This window comes from Wenjunlia tyrosinilytica (genome assembly GCF_014646055.1).
GTDB lineage: Bacteria > Actinomycetota > Actinomycetes > Streptomycetales > Streptomycetaceae > Wenjunlia > Wenjunlia tyrosinilytica.
This window is the reverse complement of record NZ_BMMS01000029.1, coordinates 90,252-105,626: the sequence shown is the minus strand read 5'-3', so window position 1 is coordinate 105,626 and position 15,375 is coordinate 90,252. Positions and strand designations below refer to the sequence as shown.

Annotated in this window: 11 protein-coding genes; all 11 read right to left on the bottom strand. The window is 71.6% G+C overall.

The window, feature by feature from the left end:
- Positions 1–288 precede the first annotated feature (288 nt).
- Positions 289–1,395, bottom strand: a complete 1,107-nt coding sequence (gene bar, locus IEY86_RS27915; protein WP_189134647.1) for a barbiturase — start codon at positions 1,393–1,395, stop codon at positions 289–291.
- 90 nt (positions 1,396–1,485) lie between these two features.
- The gene (locus IEY86_RS27910; RefSeq protein WP_189134646.1) at positions 1,486–2,454 is read right to left on the bottom strand and encodes a carbamate kinase; all 969 of its coding nucleotides are present in this window, start codon (positions 2,452–2,454) and stop codon (positions 1,486–1,488) included.
- Between the two features lie 117 nt (positions 2,455–2,571).
- The gene (locus tag IEY86_RS27905; protein WP_189134645.1) at positions 2,572–4,137 is read right to left on the bottom strand and encodes a carboxyl transferase domain-containing protein; all 1,566 of its coding nucleotides are present in this window, start codon (positions 4,135–4,137) and stop codon (positions 2,572–2,574) included.
- A complete protein-coding gene (locus IEY86_RS27900) occupies positions 4,134–5,486 on the bottom strand; it encodes a CaiB/BaiF CoA transferase family protein (protein WP_189134644.1) in 1,353 nt (450 codons plus the stop codon). Before IEY86_RS27900 ends, IEY86_RS27905 begins: the two co-directional genes overlap by 4 nt.
- Positions 5,487–5,678: 192 nt before the next feature.
- Positions 5,679–7,538, bottom strand: coding sequence for a hydantoinase B/oxoprolinase family protein (locus IEY86_RS27895; protein WP_189134643.1), 1,860 nt, complete (start codon positions 7,536–7,538; stop codon positions 5,679–5,681).
- 4 nt (positions 7,539–7,542) lie between these two features.
- Positions 7,543–9,669, bottom strand: a complete 2,127-nt coding sequence (locus IEY86_RS27890) for a hydantoinase/oxoprolinase family protein (protein ID WP_189134642.1) — start codon at positions 9,667–9,669, stop codon at positions 7,543–7,545.
- 156 nt (positions 9,670–9,825) lie between these two features.
- Positions 9,826–10,725: a carbon-nitrogen hydrolase family protein gene (locus IEY86_RS27885; protein WP_189134641.1), complete on the bottom strand. Its 900-nt coding sequence runs from the start codon at positions 10,723–10,725 to the stop codon at positions 9,826–9,828.
- Positions 10,726–10,759: 34 nt separating this feature from the next.
- The gene (locus IEY86_RS27880) at positions 10,760–11,416 is read right to left on the bottom strand and encodes an SRPBCC family protein (protein WP_189134640.1); all 657 of its coding nucleotides are present in this window, start codon (positions 11,414–11,416) and stop codon (positions 10,760–10,762) included.
- Entirely contained in the window at positions 11,413–13,911 is a 2,499-nt protein-coding gene (gene cutA, locus IEY86_RS27875) for an aerobic carbon-monoxide dehydrogenase large subunit (protein WP_189134639.1), read from the bottom strand. Before cutA ends, IEY86_RS27880 begins: the two co-directional genes overlap by 4 nt.
- Positions 13,908–14,426: a (2Fe-2S)-binding protein gene (locus IEY86_RS27870; RefSeq protein WP_308425181.1), complete on the bottom strand. Its 519-nt coding sequence runs from the start codon at positions 14,424–14,426 to the stop codon at positions 13,908–13,910. Before IEY86_RS27870 ends, cutA begins: the two co-directional genes overlap by 4 nt.
- Positions 14,419–15,357, bottom strand: a complete 939-nt coding sequence (locus IEY86_RS27865) for an FAD binding domain-containing protein (protein ID WP_189134638.1) — start codon at positions 15,355–15,357, stop codon at positions 14,419–14,421. The genes IEY86_RS27870 and IEY86_RS27865 overlap by 8 nt, the downstream gene beginning before the upstream one ends.
- Between the last annotated feature and the right edge of the window lie 18 nt (positions 15,358–15,375).

Below are 15,375 nucleotides of genomic sequence, written 5' to 3'. Positions count from 1 at the left end.
CACCCACCACCGACGAACAACCCCAGGACACACCCACCACCGACGAACAACCCCAGGACACACCCACCACCGACGAACAACCCACCAACGACAACCAAGCCGACAACCAGCAAGCCGCGGACTCCGGCAGCGCGGACGGATCCGGCGACGGCAGCTAGTCTCCACGTTTTCAGATGCGGTTGACGGTCGCGGTCAGGGACAGCTCCGGGTCACGACACGCCAACGGCCCGTCCAACAGTGTCATCGACACTGTTGGACGGGCCGTCTGTGTTGCCAGGGCGGCCCCGGTCAGTCCGCCTTGACGATCGCGGCGACCGGGCCGCCGCCCGACGGGCCCTGGTGGACGGCGGCGACCGAGACGAACACCGCCGGATCGCCGGTGACGGATGCGGTGACTCCACCCACCGCGGCCTTGATCTGCCGGTGCCAGTGGACGTCGGAGTCGTCGAGCATGATGTTGCGCCGTCCTCGTACCCGGCCCGCCGGATCGGCCTCGCACTTGAGGAAGACGTTGACCAGCCGGTCCCCCAGGTCGCTGGGGTGCGGCCGCTCCGGCAGGTCCAGGCCGGCCGAGCGGATCGCCGCCCAGATCCCGTCCGTGTCCAGGGCGTCCTTCATCACGCTGTGGCCCGCGCGGAAGCGGCCGCCGAGGCCCGTGGCGTTGCCCACGACGACGATCTGCGCACGGTCCAGTTCCACACCGGAGGAGCAGGACGCCACCGACGAGTAGAGGGAGAGGTCGCGGTGGATCTGCTTCGCCTCCGGCATCCCGATCTCGCCGAGCGCCACGGCGATGCCCAGGGCCGTCGTGGAGTTGGAGACATCCATCGACTTGAGGGTGTCCTCTGTCCATACGTCGAATCCGCGGCTCTTGGCCTCGTTGATGGTCTCGAGCACGAGGAGCGGTGTCTTGGTCTGCACATAGTGCACATCGGCGGGGTCGGTTATGCCGGCCGCTTTCATGGCGTCGCGTACTCCGGCCGCGACCTTCTCGACCATGGCGGGACGGCCGATGTCCTCCGGCATGATCACATCGCTCATCGCCACGCCGACGGTCAGCCGGGGCTCGGAGCTGGGCTCGTAGCGGCCCTCGGGGGCGTGGGCGAACACGGTGGCGTGGGGCGAGATGACCCCGTCGGTGCCGCCCGACCAGACCAGGGGCACTTCTTCGGCCTCGTGAGGGGTCCGGCTTCCCCGGTCCACGAGGACCTTGCGGAAGGCGCGGTCGGCCAGGATGCGCGTGTAGTCGTTCACGCCGCCGTTGCCCTCGGTCTTGCCGATGACCGCGAGGACGTCGTCGGCGGTGAACACGCCGTCATCAATGAGATCGACCAGACCGGAGGCGTCGGTGACGCCTTCGATGGCAATCTTGTGGACTTCGATCGGCCTGGGCATCAGTGCTACCTCTTCCTCGTCGGTTGTGACGGCGATCCGGTTCCGTTCCTGTTCCCGCCTCCCGTCCCGGTTTCGATTCCCGGGCGGGGGTCAGTGGTGTGCGGCGGCGCGGGCCTGCTCAACGACCGTGCCGACCGTGCCGGTCACGGCCTGCGCGATGCGGTCCAGCGAGGTGATGACCGCCCGCCCGCCGCCTTCGGCGAAGCGCAGGGCCGCTTCGACCTTGGGGCCCATGCTTCCCCCCGCGAACTGGCCGTCGTCCGCGTACCCGCGCAGCTCCTGCGGGCTCACCCGGCCGATCGGCCGCTGGTCCGGCGTGCCGAAGTCCAGGAGCGCGTGGGACACATCGGTGGCGATGACCAGCATGTCCGCCCCGACCGCCTCGGCGAGCAGCGCGGCCGTCAGGTCCTTGTCGAGGACCGCCTCCACGCCGTGCTCGCCGTTGTCGCCGTCGCGGGCCACGGGGACGCCGCCGCCGCCCGCGGCGACGGTGACGAAGCCCGCGGCCAGCAGGGTCCGGACGGCCTCGGCGTCGAGCACCGCCAGCGGCTGGGGCGAAGGCACCACACGCCGCCAGCCGGGGGCGCCGCGGTCCTCCCAGTGCTGGCCCGACTCGACATGCCGCAGTGCCTCCTCGCGGGGAAGGTAGCGGCCCACCGGTTTGGTGGGCCGCTGGAAGGCCGGGTCGTCCGGGTCGACCAGCGTGCGTGTGACGACCGCGGCGGCCGGGACGCTCAGCCCACGCCGACGCATCGCGGACTCCAGCGCGGAGACGACCGTGAAGCCGAGGGTGCCCTGGGTCTGCGCAACGCACCAGTCCAACGGGACCGCCGGTACGACATCGGCGGTCAGTTCGTTCTTGACCAGCAGGTTGCCGACCTGCGGACCGTTGCCGTGGCTGACCACGACCTCGGCACCCGAGGCGACCACGTCGGCCACGCACTCGGCCGCGAGGGCCACCGCCGCGCGCTGGGCCGCCGGTGTCGCCGATCCGTCGGGGCCCGTCATGGCGTTGCCGCCGAGGGCCACCAGGACCCGCCTGCGCTGTGGGGTTGCCATGCTCGGAGCTCTCTTCGCGGGTCGTGTGCTCATGGGTGGTTCGCTGTGTTCCGGAGGAAGCGGCGCCGTGGCCGATGGCGGAACTCTAGGGACGGGTCCAAGGGGGTTCACGGGCATCTACTGCCATCCGTGGTCGGGATTTTTGGCGGAATGCGCCAGGGCCGCCAGGTGCACGGGGCTGTCTTCGGGCAGGAGCGCATGGCGGTCCAGGCGGGACGTCCGGCCTTCGGGTGGGGGCCGCTTCCTCAGCAGCTGCACCAGTTCGTACTCCAGTGCCTGCGCCAGGCGGGTACAGAACGCCCCGGGCTCGTCGGCGGCGTCCGGTCGCTCCGCGACGATGCGGTCCACAACTCCGCCGCGGAGCAGGTCCGTGGAGCGCACCCCCAAGTCCTCGGCCACGTCGGGCGCGCGGTCGGTGGTGCGGTGCAGGATCGCCGAAGCGCCCTCGGGGGGCAGCGGGGCGAGCCAGGCGTGCTCGGCGCAGAGCACCCGGTCGGCGGGAAGCAGCGCCAGGGCTCCGCCGCCGGCGCCCTGACCGAGCAGAAGGCACAGCGTGGGCGCGGGCAGTGTGACCAGTTCGGCCAGGCAGCGGGCGATCCCGCCGGCCAGGCCGCCCTCTTCCGCCTCCTTGCTCAGCGCCGCGCCCGCGGTGTCGACGACACTGACCAGCGGCAGGCCGAGTTCCGCGGCCAGCCGCATGCCGCGCCGCGCGACTCGCAGCCCGGCGGGGCCGAATGGACCGAAGGTCTCCTGCCTGGCCCGGTCCTGACCGAGGACCACACAGGGTGCCGCGCCGAATCTGGCCAGCGCGAGCAGCAGCCCGGGGTCGCTCTCCCCCTCGCCGGTCCCGTGCAGGGGCACTGACTCCGACGCCCCTTGGCGCAGCAGAGCGCGCACGCCGGGCCGGTCGGGGCGGCGGGATCTCAGCACCGATGTCCAGGCCGATGTCGGCGGCAGCTTCTCGCGGGGCAGCGGGGGCACGTGGGTGCGGCCCTCGCGCGGCGCGGCCACGATCCCGAGCACCCGGGCGGCCGTGTGCCGCAGCCGCTCCGGTTCCAGCACCGCGTCGACCAGGCCGTGCGCGTGAAGGTTCTCAGCGACCTGGACCCCCTCGGGAAACGGCTCCCCGCGCAGCGCCTGGTACACCCGTGGTCCGAGGAACCCGATGAGCGCGCCGGGCTCGGCGGCCGTCACATGCCCGAGCGAGCCCCACGAGGCGAGCACTCCGCCGGTGGTCGGCCCGCGCAGATACACCAGATACGGCAGCCCGGCCGCTCGGTGCGCCGCCACGGCCCCGCTGATCCGCACCATCTGGACGAAGGCCAGGGTGCCTTCCTGCATCCGGGTGCCGCCGGATGCGGGCGACGCGAGCAGCGGCAGGCCCTGTGCTGTCGCCCGCGTGACCGCCGCGACCACGCGGGCCGCCGCCGCGGCTCCGATGGATCCGGCCAGGAACGCGAACTCGCATGCCACCACCGCCACCCGGCGTCCGGCGATGGTGCCCTCCCCCGTGACGACCGACTCGTCCGTTCCGGCGCGGTCGGCCGCCAGCCGCAGTTGCTCGGCGTACACCGCGCTGATGCCGTGGGGCTGCTCGGGAGCGGTGTCCCAGCTGATCCAGGTGCCCGGGTCGAGGACCTGCCCGATCAGGTCGTGCGCGCCGGTGCGGGGGCGCCCGGTCACCGTCGTCCCACGGGAGCGCAGGGGCGGCTGTGGCTCTCGTCGACGGCGCGCGGGGCCGCGTGTTCGCCGCGGGCGGCGGCGCCGGGCAGGGGCGGAACGCCGACCGGGGCCCGGGCGGGCCCGGTCGGCCCGTCCTGCCCGGTCGGACTGTCCTTCCCGGCCGGCCTGGGGAGCCCGGCCGCGTCGGCGTCCCCGTCATGGTGGTCGAGCCAGGCCAGAACGGCCTGCGTGTGCTCGCCGAGGACCGGCGGGGCGGCGTGACGCTGCCGGATGCCTCCGTCGAATCGGATCGGTGGACCGGGCAGGCGGACCCGGCCGAGCGTCGGATGGTCGACGTCGACGACGAGCCCCTGGGAGTGGGTCTGCTCCCACTCGTACACCCGGTCCAGGGTGCGGACCTCCCCCGCGGGGATGCCCGCCGCCGACAGCTCGGCGAGCAGTTCGTCGACATCGCGCTCGGCGAACGCCGCGTTGATGTGCTCGGCCAACTCCGCCGCACGCTCCACGCGGTCGGCGTTGGCGGCGAACCGGGGGTCGGCGGGATCCAGGCCCACCATCGGGGCGAACCGCGACCACAGCCCCTGGCTGCCGACCGCCACCTGGATCACGGCGTCCCGGCACCGGTAGGCACCGTACGGCTGGAGGGACGGATGCAGATTCCCCTGGGCCCGTCCGACCCGGCCCGCCACGGTGTAGTTGGTGCCCTGGAAGGCGTGGACACCGACGACGGCGGCGAGCAGCGAGGTGCGCACCACCCTGCCGAGGCCGGTGCGTTCCCGTTCGTGGAGCGCCGCGACCACCCCGTAGGCCCCGTAGATACCGGCCAGCAGGTCGGCGATCGGCACGCCGACCCGGGTGGGGTGGTCCGGGTCGGGCCCGGTCAGGCTCATCAGCCCGGCCTCCCCCTGGGCTATCTGGTCGTAGCCCGGCCTTCCGCCCTCGGGTCCGTCGTGGCCGAATCCGGTGATCGACAGCACGATCAGCCGGGGGTTGAGCCGGTGCAGCTCCTCGACCGGGAAGCCGAGCCGGTCGAGGACTCCGGTACGGAAGTTCTCCACCAGCACGTCGCTGCGGCGCACCATGCGGGACAGGGCGCCGCGGCCGTCCTGCGACTTGAGGTCGAGTACCACCGACTCCTTGTTGCGGTTGCAGGAGAGGAAGTACGTCGACTCGAGGGCGTCCTCGGGACCGACGAACGGCGGCCCCCAGCCGCGGCTGTCGTCGCCGCCGCTCGGGTTCTCGACCTTGATGACACGTGCTCCCATGTCGCCGAGCATCATCGCGGCGTGGGGCCCGGCGAGAGCTCGGGACAGATCCAGCACGACGAGGCCGGAAAGGGGACCGTTCACGGGGGTGTCTCCTTGCCTATCGGAGGGCGTGGCCCGGGATTCGTTGAGTCCGGGCGGGGCGAGGGGTTGGCCGCCGGGGCTGCCGAGGAGGCGGCGATCCCCGGCCGATTGCTGCCGTACCCGCCCGTGCCGCCGGCGCCGACCGCGGCGCGGTCCCCGGTGGGAGGGCACCGAAGGACCGCGCGGGGCCGTCTACAGGAAGTCCACGTCCGCGTAGGTGCGGCCGTCGGAGAGCTTCTGGTAGCCCGGCCCGCGGTCGAAGAAGGGTTCGACCTCGGGGCGTTCGGCCCGCAGCCGCTCGCGGAGCGCGGCGGTGGCGTCCTCGTCCGCCGCCAGGTCGTCACCGGCGCCGACGACGACCACGCCGTAGTCGTCGTGCGCGCCCCGCGCGGAGACCTTGCCCCACCGGACGTCGCGGACCACCGAGGCCACCTCGCGCTCCAGCGGGTCGCCCCAGCCGCCCCCTCCGGTGGTGCGGATGCAGATGACCTCCCCGGCGCGTACCGGCTCGTCGTCCACCAGGCCGTCCATGGTCCGCTCGTTGGGGCCTCCCGGGTCGATGACGACCTGGAAAGGACGTCCGGCCTTGCCGCCCTTGACACCCCAGCAGGACAGGATCGACCGGTCGGCGATGGACATGAACGAGGCGTCCTGCAGCATCCGGATGTGCTTTTCGTAGCCCAGGCCGCCCCGGTACTTGCCAGGGCCTCCGGAGTCGACCGCCAGGCCCAGGCGCTCCACCCGGAACGGGAAGCGGGACTCGGTGAATTCAGTGGGCAGGTTGCGGGAGTCGGGCACCACGTGGATGGTGTCCTCGCCGTCCGCGTAGTACCGGCCGCCCGAGCCTCCGCCGAGCACTTCGCGCATCAGGTAGGGGCGTCCCTGCGCGTCGTCGCCGTACACACCGGTGTAGCGGATCGTCTCCTGGTCGGCGGGCATCCGGCCGTCCACCGCCTTGGCGAGGACGCCCGCGAGCACACCGAGCAGCCGCAGGATGACAAAGGTGCGGGCGTTGGTCGGCGCGGGGAAGACGGGGGTGAGCAGGGTGCCCTTCTCCGGGAAGCGCATCTCGATGAGCGGTACCACGCCCTCGTTGACGTCGAGTTCGGCCATGCGCTCCGGGGTGTCGGCCAGGTTGCGCAGGATGGGGGCGAGCCACTTCTTGAGGAAGTTGCCGTCCGCGTAGTCGCCGCAGTGGTTGATGGGGCCCTTCGCCTGGCGCGAGGTGCCGGTGAAGTCGATGAGTATCTTGTCGGCGGTCTTGGTGAGGGTGATCCGCTGCGTGTGGAGCATCGGCTCGTCCACGCCGTCGTGCTCGGCGTAGTCCTCCCAGACGTAGGAGCCGTCGGGGATCTTCGACAGGATCTCGCGGCGGTAGGTCTGCGTGGTCTTGTCGAGGATGGCGTCGAAGCACGCCTCGACGGTGTCTCGGCCGTACCGCTCGAACAGCTCGGCCAGGCGACGCGAGCCCATCAGGCAGGCGGAGCACTCGGCGTCCAGGTCGGCGGCGAGCGAGTCGGGCATGCGCGAGTTGCGGGTCATGATGCGCAGCGCAGCCTGGTTGGGTACGCCCTGGTCCCAGAGTTTGATGGGGGGCACCATCAGGCCCTCTTCGTACATGCTCGTCGCGCCCGAGGGCATCGACCCGGGGCAGCCGCCTCCGATGTCGTCGTGGTGGCCGAAGGCCTGCACGAAAGCGACGACCTCACCTCTGTGGAAGACCGGGACGGTCACGCACAGGTCGGGCAGGTGGCCGATGCCGCCCTCGGACTCGTAGACGTCGTTGTGGAAGAACACATCGCCCGGCCGCATGGTGTGCAGGGGGAAGTCCCGGGCGACGGGGTGGACGAGTGCGGAGTACGAGCGGCCGGTCAGCTTGCGCAGCGCGCGGTCGTGGATTCCTGCCCGGAAGTCGTGGGCGTCCCGGATCATCGGGGAGCGGGAGGTGCGGGCGATGGCGGCCTCGACCTCCATCTCCACCGACGCGAGGGTGCCCTCGACGACCTCCAGGACAACGGGGTCCACACCGTGGACCGGTGCCTCAACAGTCATGGCCTCAGGCCCCCTTCTGCTCGGTGCGGGTGACCACGACGTTGCCGTGGGCGTCGACGCTCACGGAGAACCCCGGGTGCACGGGAATGGTGGAGCCGAACTCCTCGATGATCGCGGGGCCTTCGAACCGGTCCCCCGGCGCCAGGTCGTCCCTGCGGTAGACGGGGGTCCGCACATAGCCGTCGGCGGCGTCGAAGCACACCGGGCGGATGCCGGTGACCGCTCGTTCGGGGCCGCCGTCGCGGCGGGGCAGTTCACGCAGGACGGGGCGCTGGATGGGGCCCACGCCGGTCACCCGAAGGTTCACCCACTCGACGACCTGGCTCGTGTCGCCCTGGAAGTCGTACCCGTAGAGCCGGCGGTGCTGCTCGTGGAAGGCCTTGGCCACGCTGTCGGCCAGTTCCGCGTCGACGGGGCCGTCGGGCACCGGAACACGTACCTCGAACGCCTGCCCGAAGTAGCGCAGATCGGCGGTGCGCACACAGCGGTGCTCGTCGCTGCCGAAGCCCTCCTTGTCCAGGGCGTCGGCGGCTCGTGCGCTCAACTCCTGGTAGATCTCCTCCAGATGGGTGTGGTCGAGATCCGGGTGCCGGCGCACGGAGGTCTGCACGTAGTCGCAGCGCACGTCCACGGTGAGCAGGCCGAAGGCGGAGACGTTCCCGGGGTCGCGCGGTACGACCACCCCGGCCAGGCCGAGGATGTCGATGAGCCGACACAGCAGCAGGGATCCGGAGCCTCCGAAGGTCGTCATGACGAAGTCGCGGACGTCCAGGCCGCGTTTGACGGTGATCCTGCGCAGCGCGTTCGCCTGGTTCCAGGCGGAGATCTCCAGGATGCCGGTGGCGCACTCCTCCGGCCCGAGCCCGAGCCGGTCCGCCAGCCGCCGCACACCTTCGCGGGCCGCTTCGGCGTCCAGCGGGATCTCACCTCCCAGCAGGTGCGGCGGGATACGGCCGAGCAGCACATGCGCGTCGGTGATGGTCGGGTCCGTGCCGCCCTTGCCGTAGCACAGCGGGCCCGGATCGGCGCCCGCGGACTTGGGGCCGACCTTGAGCGTCCCCTCGGGAGAGACCCAGGCGATGGAGCCGCCGCCCGCGCCGACGGTGACCACGTCGATCATGGGGATCTTGGACGGGAAACGGCCGACGGATCCCTCGGTGGTGAGCGTCGGCTCGCCGTCGAGCACCACGGACACGTCGGTGGAGGTGCCGCCGCCGTCGCAGGTGAGGATCTTCTCGAAGCCGGCCGACCGCGCGATGAGCGCGGCACCGAGCGCACCCGCGGCGGGGCCGGAGAGCACCGTGGTGATCGGCTGGTGGACGACCTCCTCGGCGGAGAGGATTCCGCCGTTGGACTTCATGATGGCGAACGGCAGACGCCGCGGCTGCGCGGCGGCCTCCGTGACGAAGGCGTCCAGCCGCTCCTTGATCCCCCCGACGTAGCGGGCCACCCGCGGCTTGACCGCGGCGTCGACGAGGGTGGTCATCGACCGCTCGTACTCGCGGTACTCGCGCAGCACCTGCGAGCTGATCGAGACGGTGGCCTGCGGGTGCTCCTCCAGGAGGACCTCGCGCATGCGCTCCTCGTGCGCCGGGTTGGCGTACGAGTGCAGGAAGCACACGCCCAGCGTCATGATGCCCTGGTCGCGGAACCACCGGGACGCCTTACGGGCAGCGGCCTCGTCGAAGGGACGGATCTCGTTGCCCTGGTGGTCCAGGCGGCCGCCGACCGTGCGGACCCGCTCGACGGGGACGATCCGGTCCGGCTTCACCCAGAAGTAGGAGTTGCCGTAGCCGTCGGGGACGGCCTGCCGGGCGATTTCGAGAATGAACTCGTAGCCCTCGGTGGTGATGAAGCCGAGGCGGTCGATCCGGTCCTCGAGAAGCTGGTTGGTGGCCACCGTGGTGCCGTGCACCACGGCCGTCACGTCGGCGCCCGAGCAGCCGAGCAGGCCGAGGACCTTGTGCACACCGTCCAGGAACCCGAGCGCCGGGTCGGCCGGTGTCGACGGGGTCTTGGTGGTGACCAGTTCGCCGGTGTCCTCGTCCAGCGCGACGATGTCGGTGAATGTGCCGCCGGTGTCGACGCCGATACGAATCCGGCGCGAGTCCTCTGCTGCGACAGCCGCCATGAGGCGCTCCTTTCCCTTGCGGTCGGGCGGGGTACGAGAGCGATTCAACTTCGCGGAGGGTGCGGCTGAATCGGCAAGTTCTGCCAACGCTCCCGGCGGAAGTTGGTGATTCGGCGCGGGGCAGAGGGGTGGGAAAGCACACAGGGACGGCGGGCGTCAGCCGTGGGGGAACGACGACTCGGCCGGCCGGGTCAGGTCGTCGGCGTACCTGCGCACCAGATCGAGATTGCGGTCCCGCAGGTGGTCGAAGACCTGCGGCACGCTCGACCCCGGGGTCAGCGCCGCCAGGGCACGCTGCGGATCGAGCCTCGCCGCCACCCAGGACTCGTGCGACGAGCCCCGCGCGACGACCTCGGCCCCCGGTGAGACAATCAGCGAGTTCCCGAAGTAGAGCACTCCCCCGGGGTCGACGCCGGTCGCGTTGGCGCCGATCACATACACATGGTTGTCGTACGCGCGGGCCCGGCAGGTCAGTTCCCACAGGTCCGCCGAACGCAGCAGGGCCGAGGGGCGGCAGATGATCTCCGCTCCCCGCACGGCCTGGATCCGGCTCAGTTCGGGGTAGTCGCCGTCGAAGCAGATGACCATGCCGATCCGGCCGAGCTCGGTCTCGACCACCGTGACACGGTCCCCGGGCGTCACCCACCCGCCGCGGGAGGCCAACTCCGGTCCGAAGGGGTGGGTCTTGCGGTACACCCCCAGCACTTGGCCGTCCGGCCCGGCGACCACCGCCGAGTTGTGGACGACACCCCGCTCGTCGCCGCGCTCGTACGTGCCCCACACCAGGTGGACGCCCAGCTCACGCGCCCGGTCGCGCAGCGGATCGCACAGCACTCCGGGTACTTCGTCGACCAGGTCCCACAGTTCCTCGGGCCCGAGGGCCGGGGTGAAACCGGTACTCACGCTCTCGGGCAGCACCACCAGTTCGGCGCCCGTGGACTCCACGCAGCGCGTCACCCAGTCGGCGGCCCGGCCGATGTTCTCCTCGACCACGGACGGGGTGAGCGGCCCGGGTCTCGGGGCGACCTGGACGGCCGCCGCGGTGAACGATCGCATCAGACTCCTCTCGTCGGACACCGTTGGACCGCGGTCAGCGACGGCGGCCTATCGCACCGCCCACGACGGCGCCCAGCAGCGCGACGACCGCGCCGAACAAGGCGCCCTTCGCGAAGTCCCCCGACAGGCCGTCGAGCCCACCGGCCGCGGCCGACTGCGCGAAGACCGTCGGCGCTCCGGCCTCGGCCGCGGGGCCCACGGCGGCCGGCTCGGCCGCTCCCGTCGGCACGGAGGCGGCCTGCGCCGGCATCTGGCCGTTGAGCAGCTTGTCCACGGACTTGAAGAACTCCCCCGCGGTCTTCTTGGCGACCCCGGTGAGCACACGCTGCCCGACACCGCCGATCATGCCCCCGACGACGGCGTCGGCGTCGTATTCGAGCCGCGTCCGCCCGTCACCGAGATCGTGCAGGGTGACCTTGGCCTCGGCGGTCACCGTGCCCGGACCGCCAGCGCCGGACGCCTTGAGGGTGAACGAGCCGGGCTTGTTCTGATTCAGCAGCTGGACATTGCCGAGGTAGGTTCCCTTGATCGAGGCCACGCCCATCGACACGGTCATCCGGTACGAGTCGGGGCCCGTCTCCTCCAGCTTCTGGCAGCCGGGAATGGTGCGGGTGAGCACCACCGGGTCGTTGAGGGCGTTCCACACCTTCTCCACCGGTGCGCTCAAGGTGGCGTCTCCACTGACCTTCATGGTTGGCACAGCTCCTCGTCGACGTTGTTCGGGGCGCCCGCCCGGCGGCGCAGCGGCGGTATCTCTCCGGCCTCGAACCTCTGCCGCAGGCGGAAGAGCTCGCAGGGCTGGATGGGCATCTTGGTGATCGGGAAGCCCTCGGCGTCCTCGATCGCGGAGGCGAAGGCGGCCGTTCCGGGGATGACCCCGGCCTCGCCCGCGCCCTTGATCCCCAGGGGGTTCATCGGGGACGCGGTCTCCAGGTGGTCGATCTCGACCACCGGGGTCTCACTGGCATAGGGCATCAGGAAGTCCATGAACGACGCGTTGAGCAGCTGGCCGCTCTCGTCGTAGTGCATCCGCTCGTAGAGGGCGCCGCCCACGGCCTGGGCCACGCCGCCGTGCACCTGCCCTTCCACGATCATGGGGTTGAGCAGGTGGCCGCAGTCGTGGACGACGCAGTACCGCAGCACCGTGATCTCGGCGGTCTCCGGATCGGTCTCCACGATGACCGCGTGCACTCCGTTGGCATAGGTCGCCCGCGGCGGTGAGAAGAACTCACGCGCTTCCAGTCCGGGCTCGTCCCCCTCGGCCACGGGTGGCCTGCTGTGGTCGGGAGTTCCGCCGAACTGGGTGGCCGCTTTGGACGCCTCGTCGAAGGCGTAGCGCAAGGGGTTGGACAGCACCGCGACCGTGCCCAGCGGGATGGACACCGCCGGGTCGTCGCGGCTGCGCACCACTCCTTGTACGATCTCCAGCTTCCGCGGCGCCACGCCGAGTGCCTCGCCCGCGATGCGCAGTGCCTTGTCGCGCACACCTCGGGCGGCGAGCGCGATGGCGTTGCCGCTCATCACCGCTGCCCGTGAGGCGAAGGTCCCCACGGCGTAGCCCATCCGCCGGGTGTCGCCGGTGGTGACGGTGACGTCCTCGACCGCCACGCCCAACTCGTCCGCCACCACTTGGGCGAACACGGTCTCGTGGCCCTGTCCCTGGCTGGTGAGGCCGGTGGCCACATAGACCTTGCCGCTGGTCTCGATCTGCACATGGCCGCCCTCGTAGGGTCCGACACCGGTGCCCTCGACGTAGGCGGCGAGGCCGATGCCCACCCTGCGGCCCTCGGCGCGTGCCTGCTCGCGGTAGGCGGCGAACTCGTCCCAGCCGACCAGTTTCTTGATCTTGTCCAGGGACGCGGGGAAGTCACCGGAGTCGTAGACCAGCGGCCGCCCGTCCTGGAAGAGCAGGCCGTGGTCGTAGGGCATCTCCTCGGGCCGGATGAGGTTGGCCTCCCGGACGTCCGCCCGGTCCAGACCGAGGTGGTCGGCGATGGAGTCCATGGTGCGTTCCATCGCGTACACGCCCTGGGGGCGGCCCGCTCCGCGGTAGGGGGTGACCATGACGGTGTTGGTGTAGAGGCTGCGGAACTCCACGCGGTACGCCCCCGGCTTGTAGGGGCCGAGCAGTTGGGTGGAGGTGATGAGCGGGACGATGAGGCCGTACTGGGTGTAGGCGCCGTTGTCGTGGAGGATGTCCACGTCCAGACCCAGGATGCGGCCCCGGCCGTCGAACCCTACGCGGACCGTCTGGAGCTGCCCGCGCTCGTGCGCGGAGGAGATGAAGTGCTCCCTCCGGTCCTCGGTCCACTTCACCTCGTGGTCCAGCAGCCGTGCCACCCAGGGGACGAGTACTTCCTCGGGCCACGGATGGACGATCTTCACCCCGAACCCGCCGCCGACGTCCGGAGTCACGCACTCGACCTTCAGCAGCGGCAGTTCGAGCTTGGCGGCGACCGCCGCGCGCACCCCGCTGGAGGTCTGGGTGGAGCTGTAGATCCGCAGGGAGCCGTCCGCCACGTCCCAGCGGGCGAACACCCCGCGGCCCTCCATCGGCATACACGCGCTGCGCTCGATGTCCAGGTGCAGTTCGAGCGAGTACGGCGCCGCCGCGACGGCCGCGCGGGCGTCGCCGGTTTCCTGCACGACGTGGCCGGCGACGTTGCCGGGGACGTCCGGGTGCACCAGTTCGTCGGCGCGGAAGGCGTTCTCGATGCCCACGACCGGAGGCAGCGGCTCGTACTCGACGGTGATCTTCTCGCAGGCGTCCTCGGCGGCGTACCGGTCGCGGGCCACCACCATGACAACGGCTTCGCCGACGTGGTTGACGTACTCCTTCGCCAACGGGTAGCCGGTACGGCCGTGGGTCAGCCCCGGGTGCGGGATCAGCATCGGCAGCGGCTCGGCGAGCCTGCCGGGCAGGTCCTGGTAGGTGTACACCGCGATCAGTCCCTCGACTCCCAGAGCGGGGCCGATGTCGATGGCGAGCACGCGGGCCCGGGCGTGCGGGCTGCGGATGAACGCGGCCTCGTAGGCGTCGCGGCCAAGGTCGTCGAGGAAGCGGCCCTCGCCCATGACCAGGCGCAGGTCCTCTTTGCGGGGCAGCGGCGAGCCCACGGCCCTGGGAGCGGGGGGCTCGGGCGCCGCCTTCTTCCGGGCGGCGGGCGGGGCCTCGGTGATGGTCATCGCGGCGCCTCCTCGGCGACCGGGGCGTCGGTGCCCTCGTTCAGGATCCGTGCGGCACGCAGCACCGCCTTGACGATGTTCTGGTAGCCGGTGCACCGGCACAGGTTGCCCCCGATGGCTTCGCGCGCCTCGGCCTCCGTCGGGTCGGGGTGGTCCCGCAGGTAGGCGGCGATCACGGTGAGGAAGCCCGGGGTGCAGAAGCCGCACTGCAGCCCGTGGCACTCACGGAACGCCTGCTGCACCGCGTGCATGCTCCCGTCCGGATCGGCCAGCCCCTCGACGGTCGTGATCTCGTGTCCCCGCGCGCTGACCGCGAACATCAGGCAGGAGCGCATCGGCCGTCCGTCGATCTGGACCGTGCAGGCCCCGCACACCCCGTGCTCGCAGCCGACGTGTGTCCCCGTCAGGCCGAGGTCGTGGCGCAGGCAGTCCGACAGCAGCCTGCGTGACGGGACGGTCGCGGTCCGCAGGACTCCGTTCACCCGGAGCTCGATCTCGTGCATCTGCTCAGTCACGCGCGCCACACTCCCGGTCGTCGCTGCCCTGGTCGTCGCTGCCCTGGCCGTCGCCGCCGACCGCCGGATCGGCGCCGCGCACGGCCGCTGTGCGCAGCGCCCGCGCGGTGAGCACGCGTACGAGGTGGCGGCGGTATTCGGCGGTCGCATGGATGTCGGAGTCGGGTTCGGTCCTGTCGGCGGCCAGTTCGCCTGCCGCCCTCCAGTGCGCCGTGTCCGGCGTCGCCCCGGCGAGGGTCTCGGTCAGGTCGAGCACCAGCGGTACCGGCGAGACCGACAGGTACGCGGCTCGCGCAGACACGATGCGCAGGTCGTCGTCGAGGGTCACGGCCGCCGCCACGCCGCACATCGCGTAGTCGCCGTGGCGGCGGGCCGCCTCGATGAACTCGGTGCCGGTGCGTCCGCGCAGGCGCGGGAAGTACGCCGACACCGCCATCTCCCCCGGTTCGACGCACGACTCCAAGGGCCCTGTGAAGAAGTCCGCCGCGCCGACCCGCCGGGTGCCGCCCAGGCGCGCCAGTTCCACGGAGCCGCCGAGCAGCGAAAGGACCGCGGTCATCTCGCCCGAGGGGTCGGCGTGGACCAGGCTGCCCACGGTGGTGCCGCGGTTTCGGATCACCGGGTGCGCGACGAGCCGCAGGCCCTGCCGCAGCAGGGACACCGCCCGGTGCGCGTCGGCGTCGGCTTCGACATCGGCGTGCCGGGCCAGCGCGCCCACCCGGACACCGTCGGCGTCGGTCCGCACGTACGCCAGCTCGGTCAGGCCGTTGATGTCGACGAGGTGGCCGGGGGCGGCCAGCCGCATATTGAGGATCGGGATCAGGCTCTGGCCGCCGGCCAGGACCTTCCCGTCGTGGCCGACGGCGTCGAGCGTGTCGAGAGCCTCCGGGAGGCTCCGCGGTGAGTGGTAGCGGAAAGCGGGGGGCTTCACGGTGCTGCCCTTCGTGCG

What these genes read in the sequence shown, in the direction of transcription:
- bar (WP_189134647.1), bottom strand. Translation starts at nt 1,395, where the DNA reads ATGCCCAGGCCGATCGAAGTCCACAAGATTGCCATCGAAGGCGTCACC.
- IEY86_RS27910 (WP_189134646.1), bottom strand. Translation starts at nt 2,454, where the DNA reads ATGGCAACCCCACAGCGCAGGCGGGTCCTGGTGGCCCTCGGCGGCAAC.
- IEY86_RS27895 (WP_189134643.1), bottom strand. Translation starts at nt 7,538, where the DNA reads ATGACTGTTGAGGCACCGGTCCACGGTGTGGACCCCGTTGTCCTGGAG.
- IEY86_RS27890 (WP_189134642.1), bottom strand. Translation starts at nt 9,669, where the DNA reads ATGGCGGCTGTCGCAGCAGAGGACTCGCGCCGGATTCGTATCGGCGTC.
- IEY86_RS27885 (WP_189134641.1), bottom strand. Translation starts at nt 10,725, where the DNA reads ATGCGATCGTTCACCGCGGCGGCCGTCCAGGTCGCCCCGAGACCCGGG.
- IEY86_RS27880 (WP_189134640.1), bottom strand. Translation starts at nt 11,416, where the DNA reads ATGAAGGTCAGTGGAGACGCCACCTTGAGCGCACCGGTGGAGAAGGTG.
- cutA (WP_189134639.1), bottom strand. Translation starts at nt 13,911, where the DNA reads ATGACCATCACCGAGGCCCCGCCCGCCGCCCGGAAGAAGGCGGCGCCC.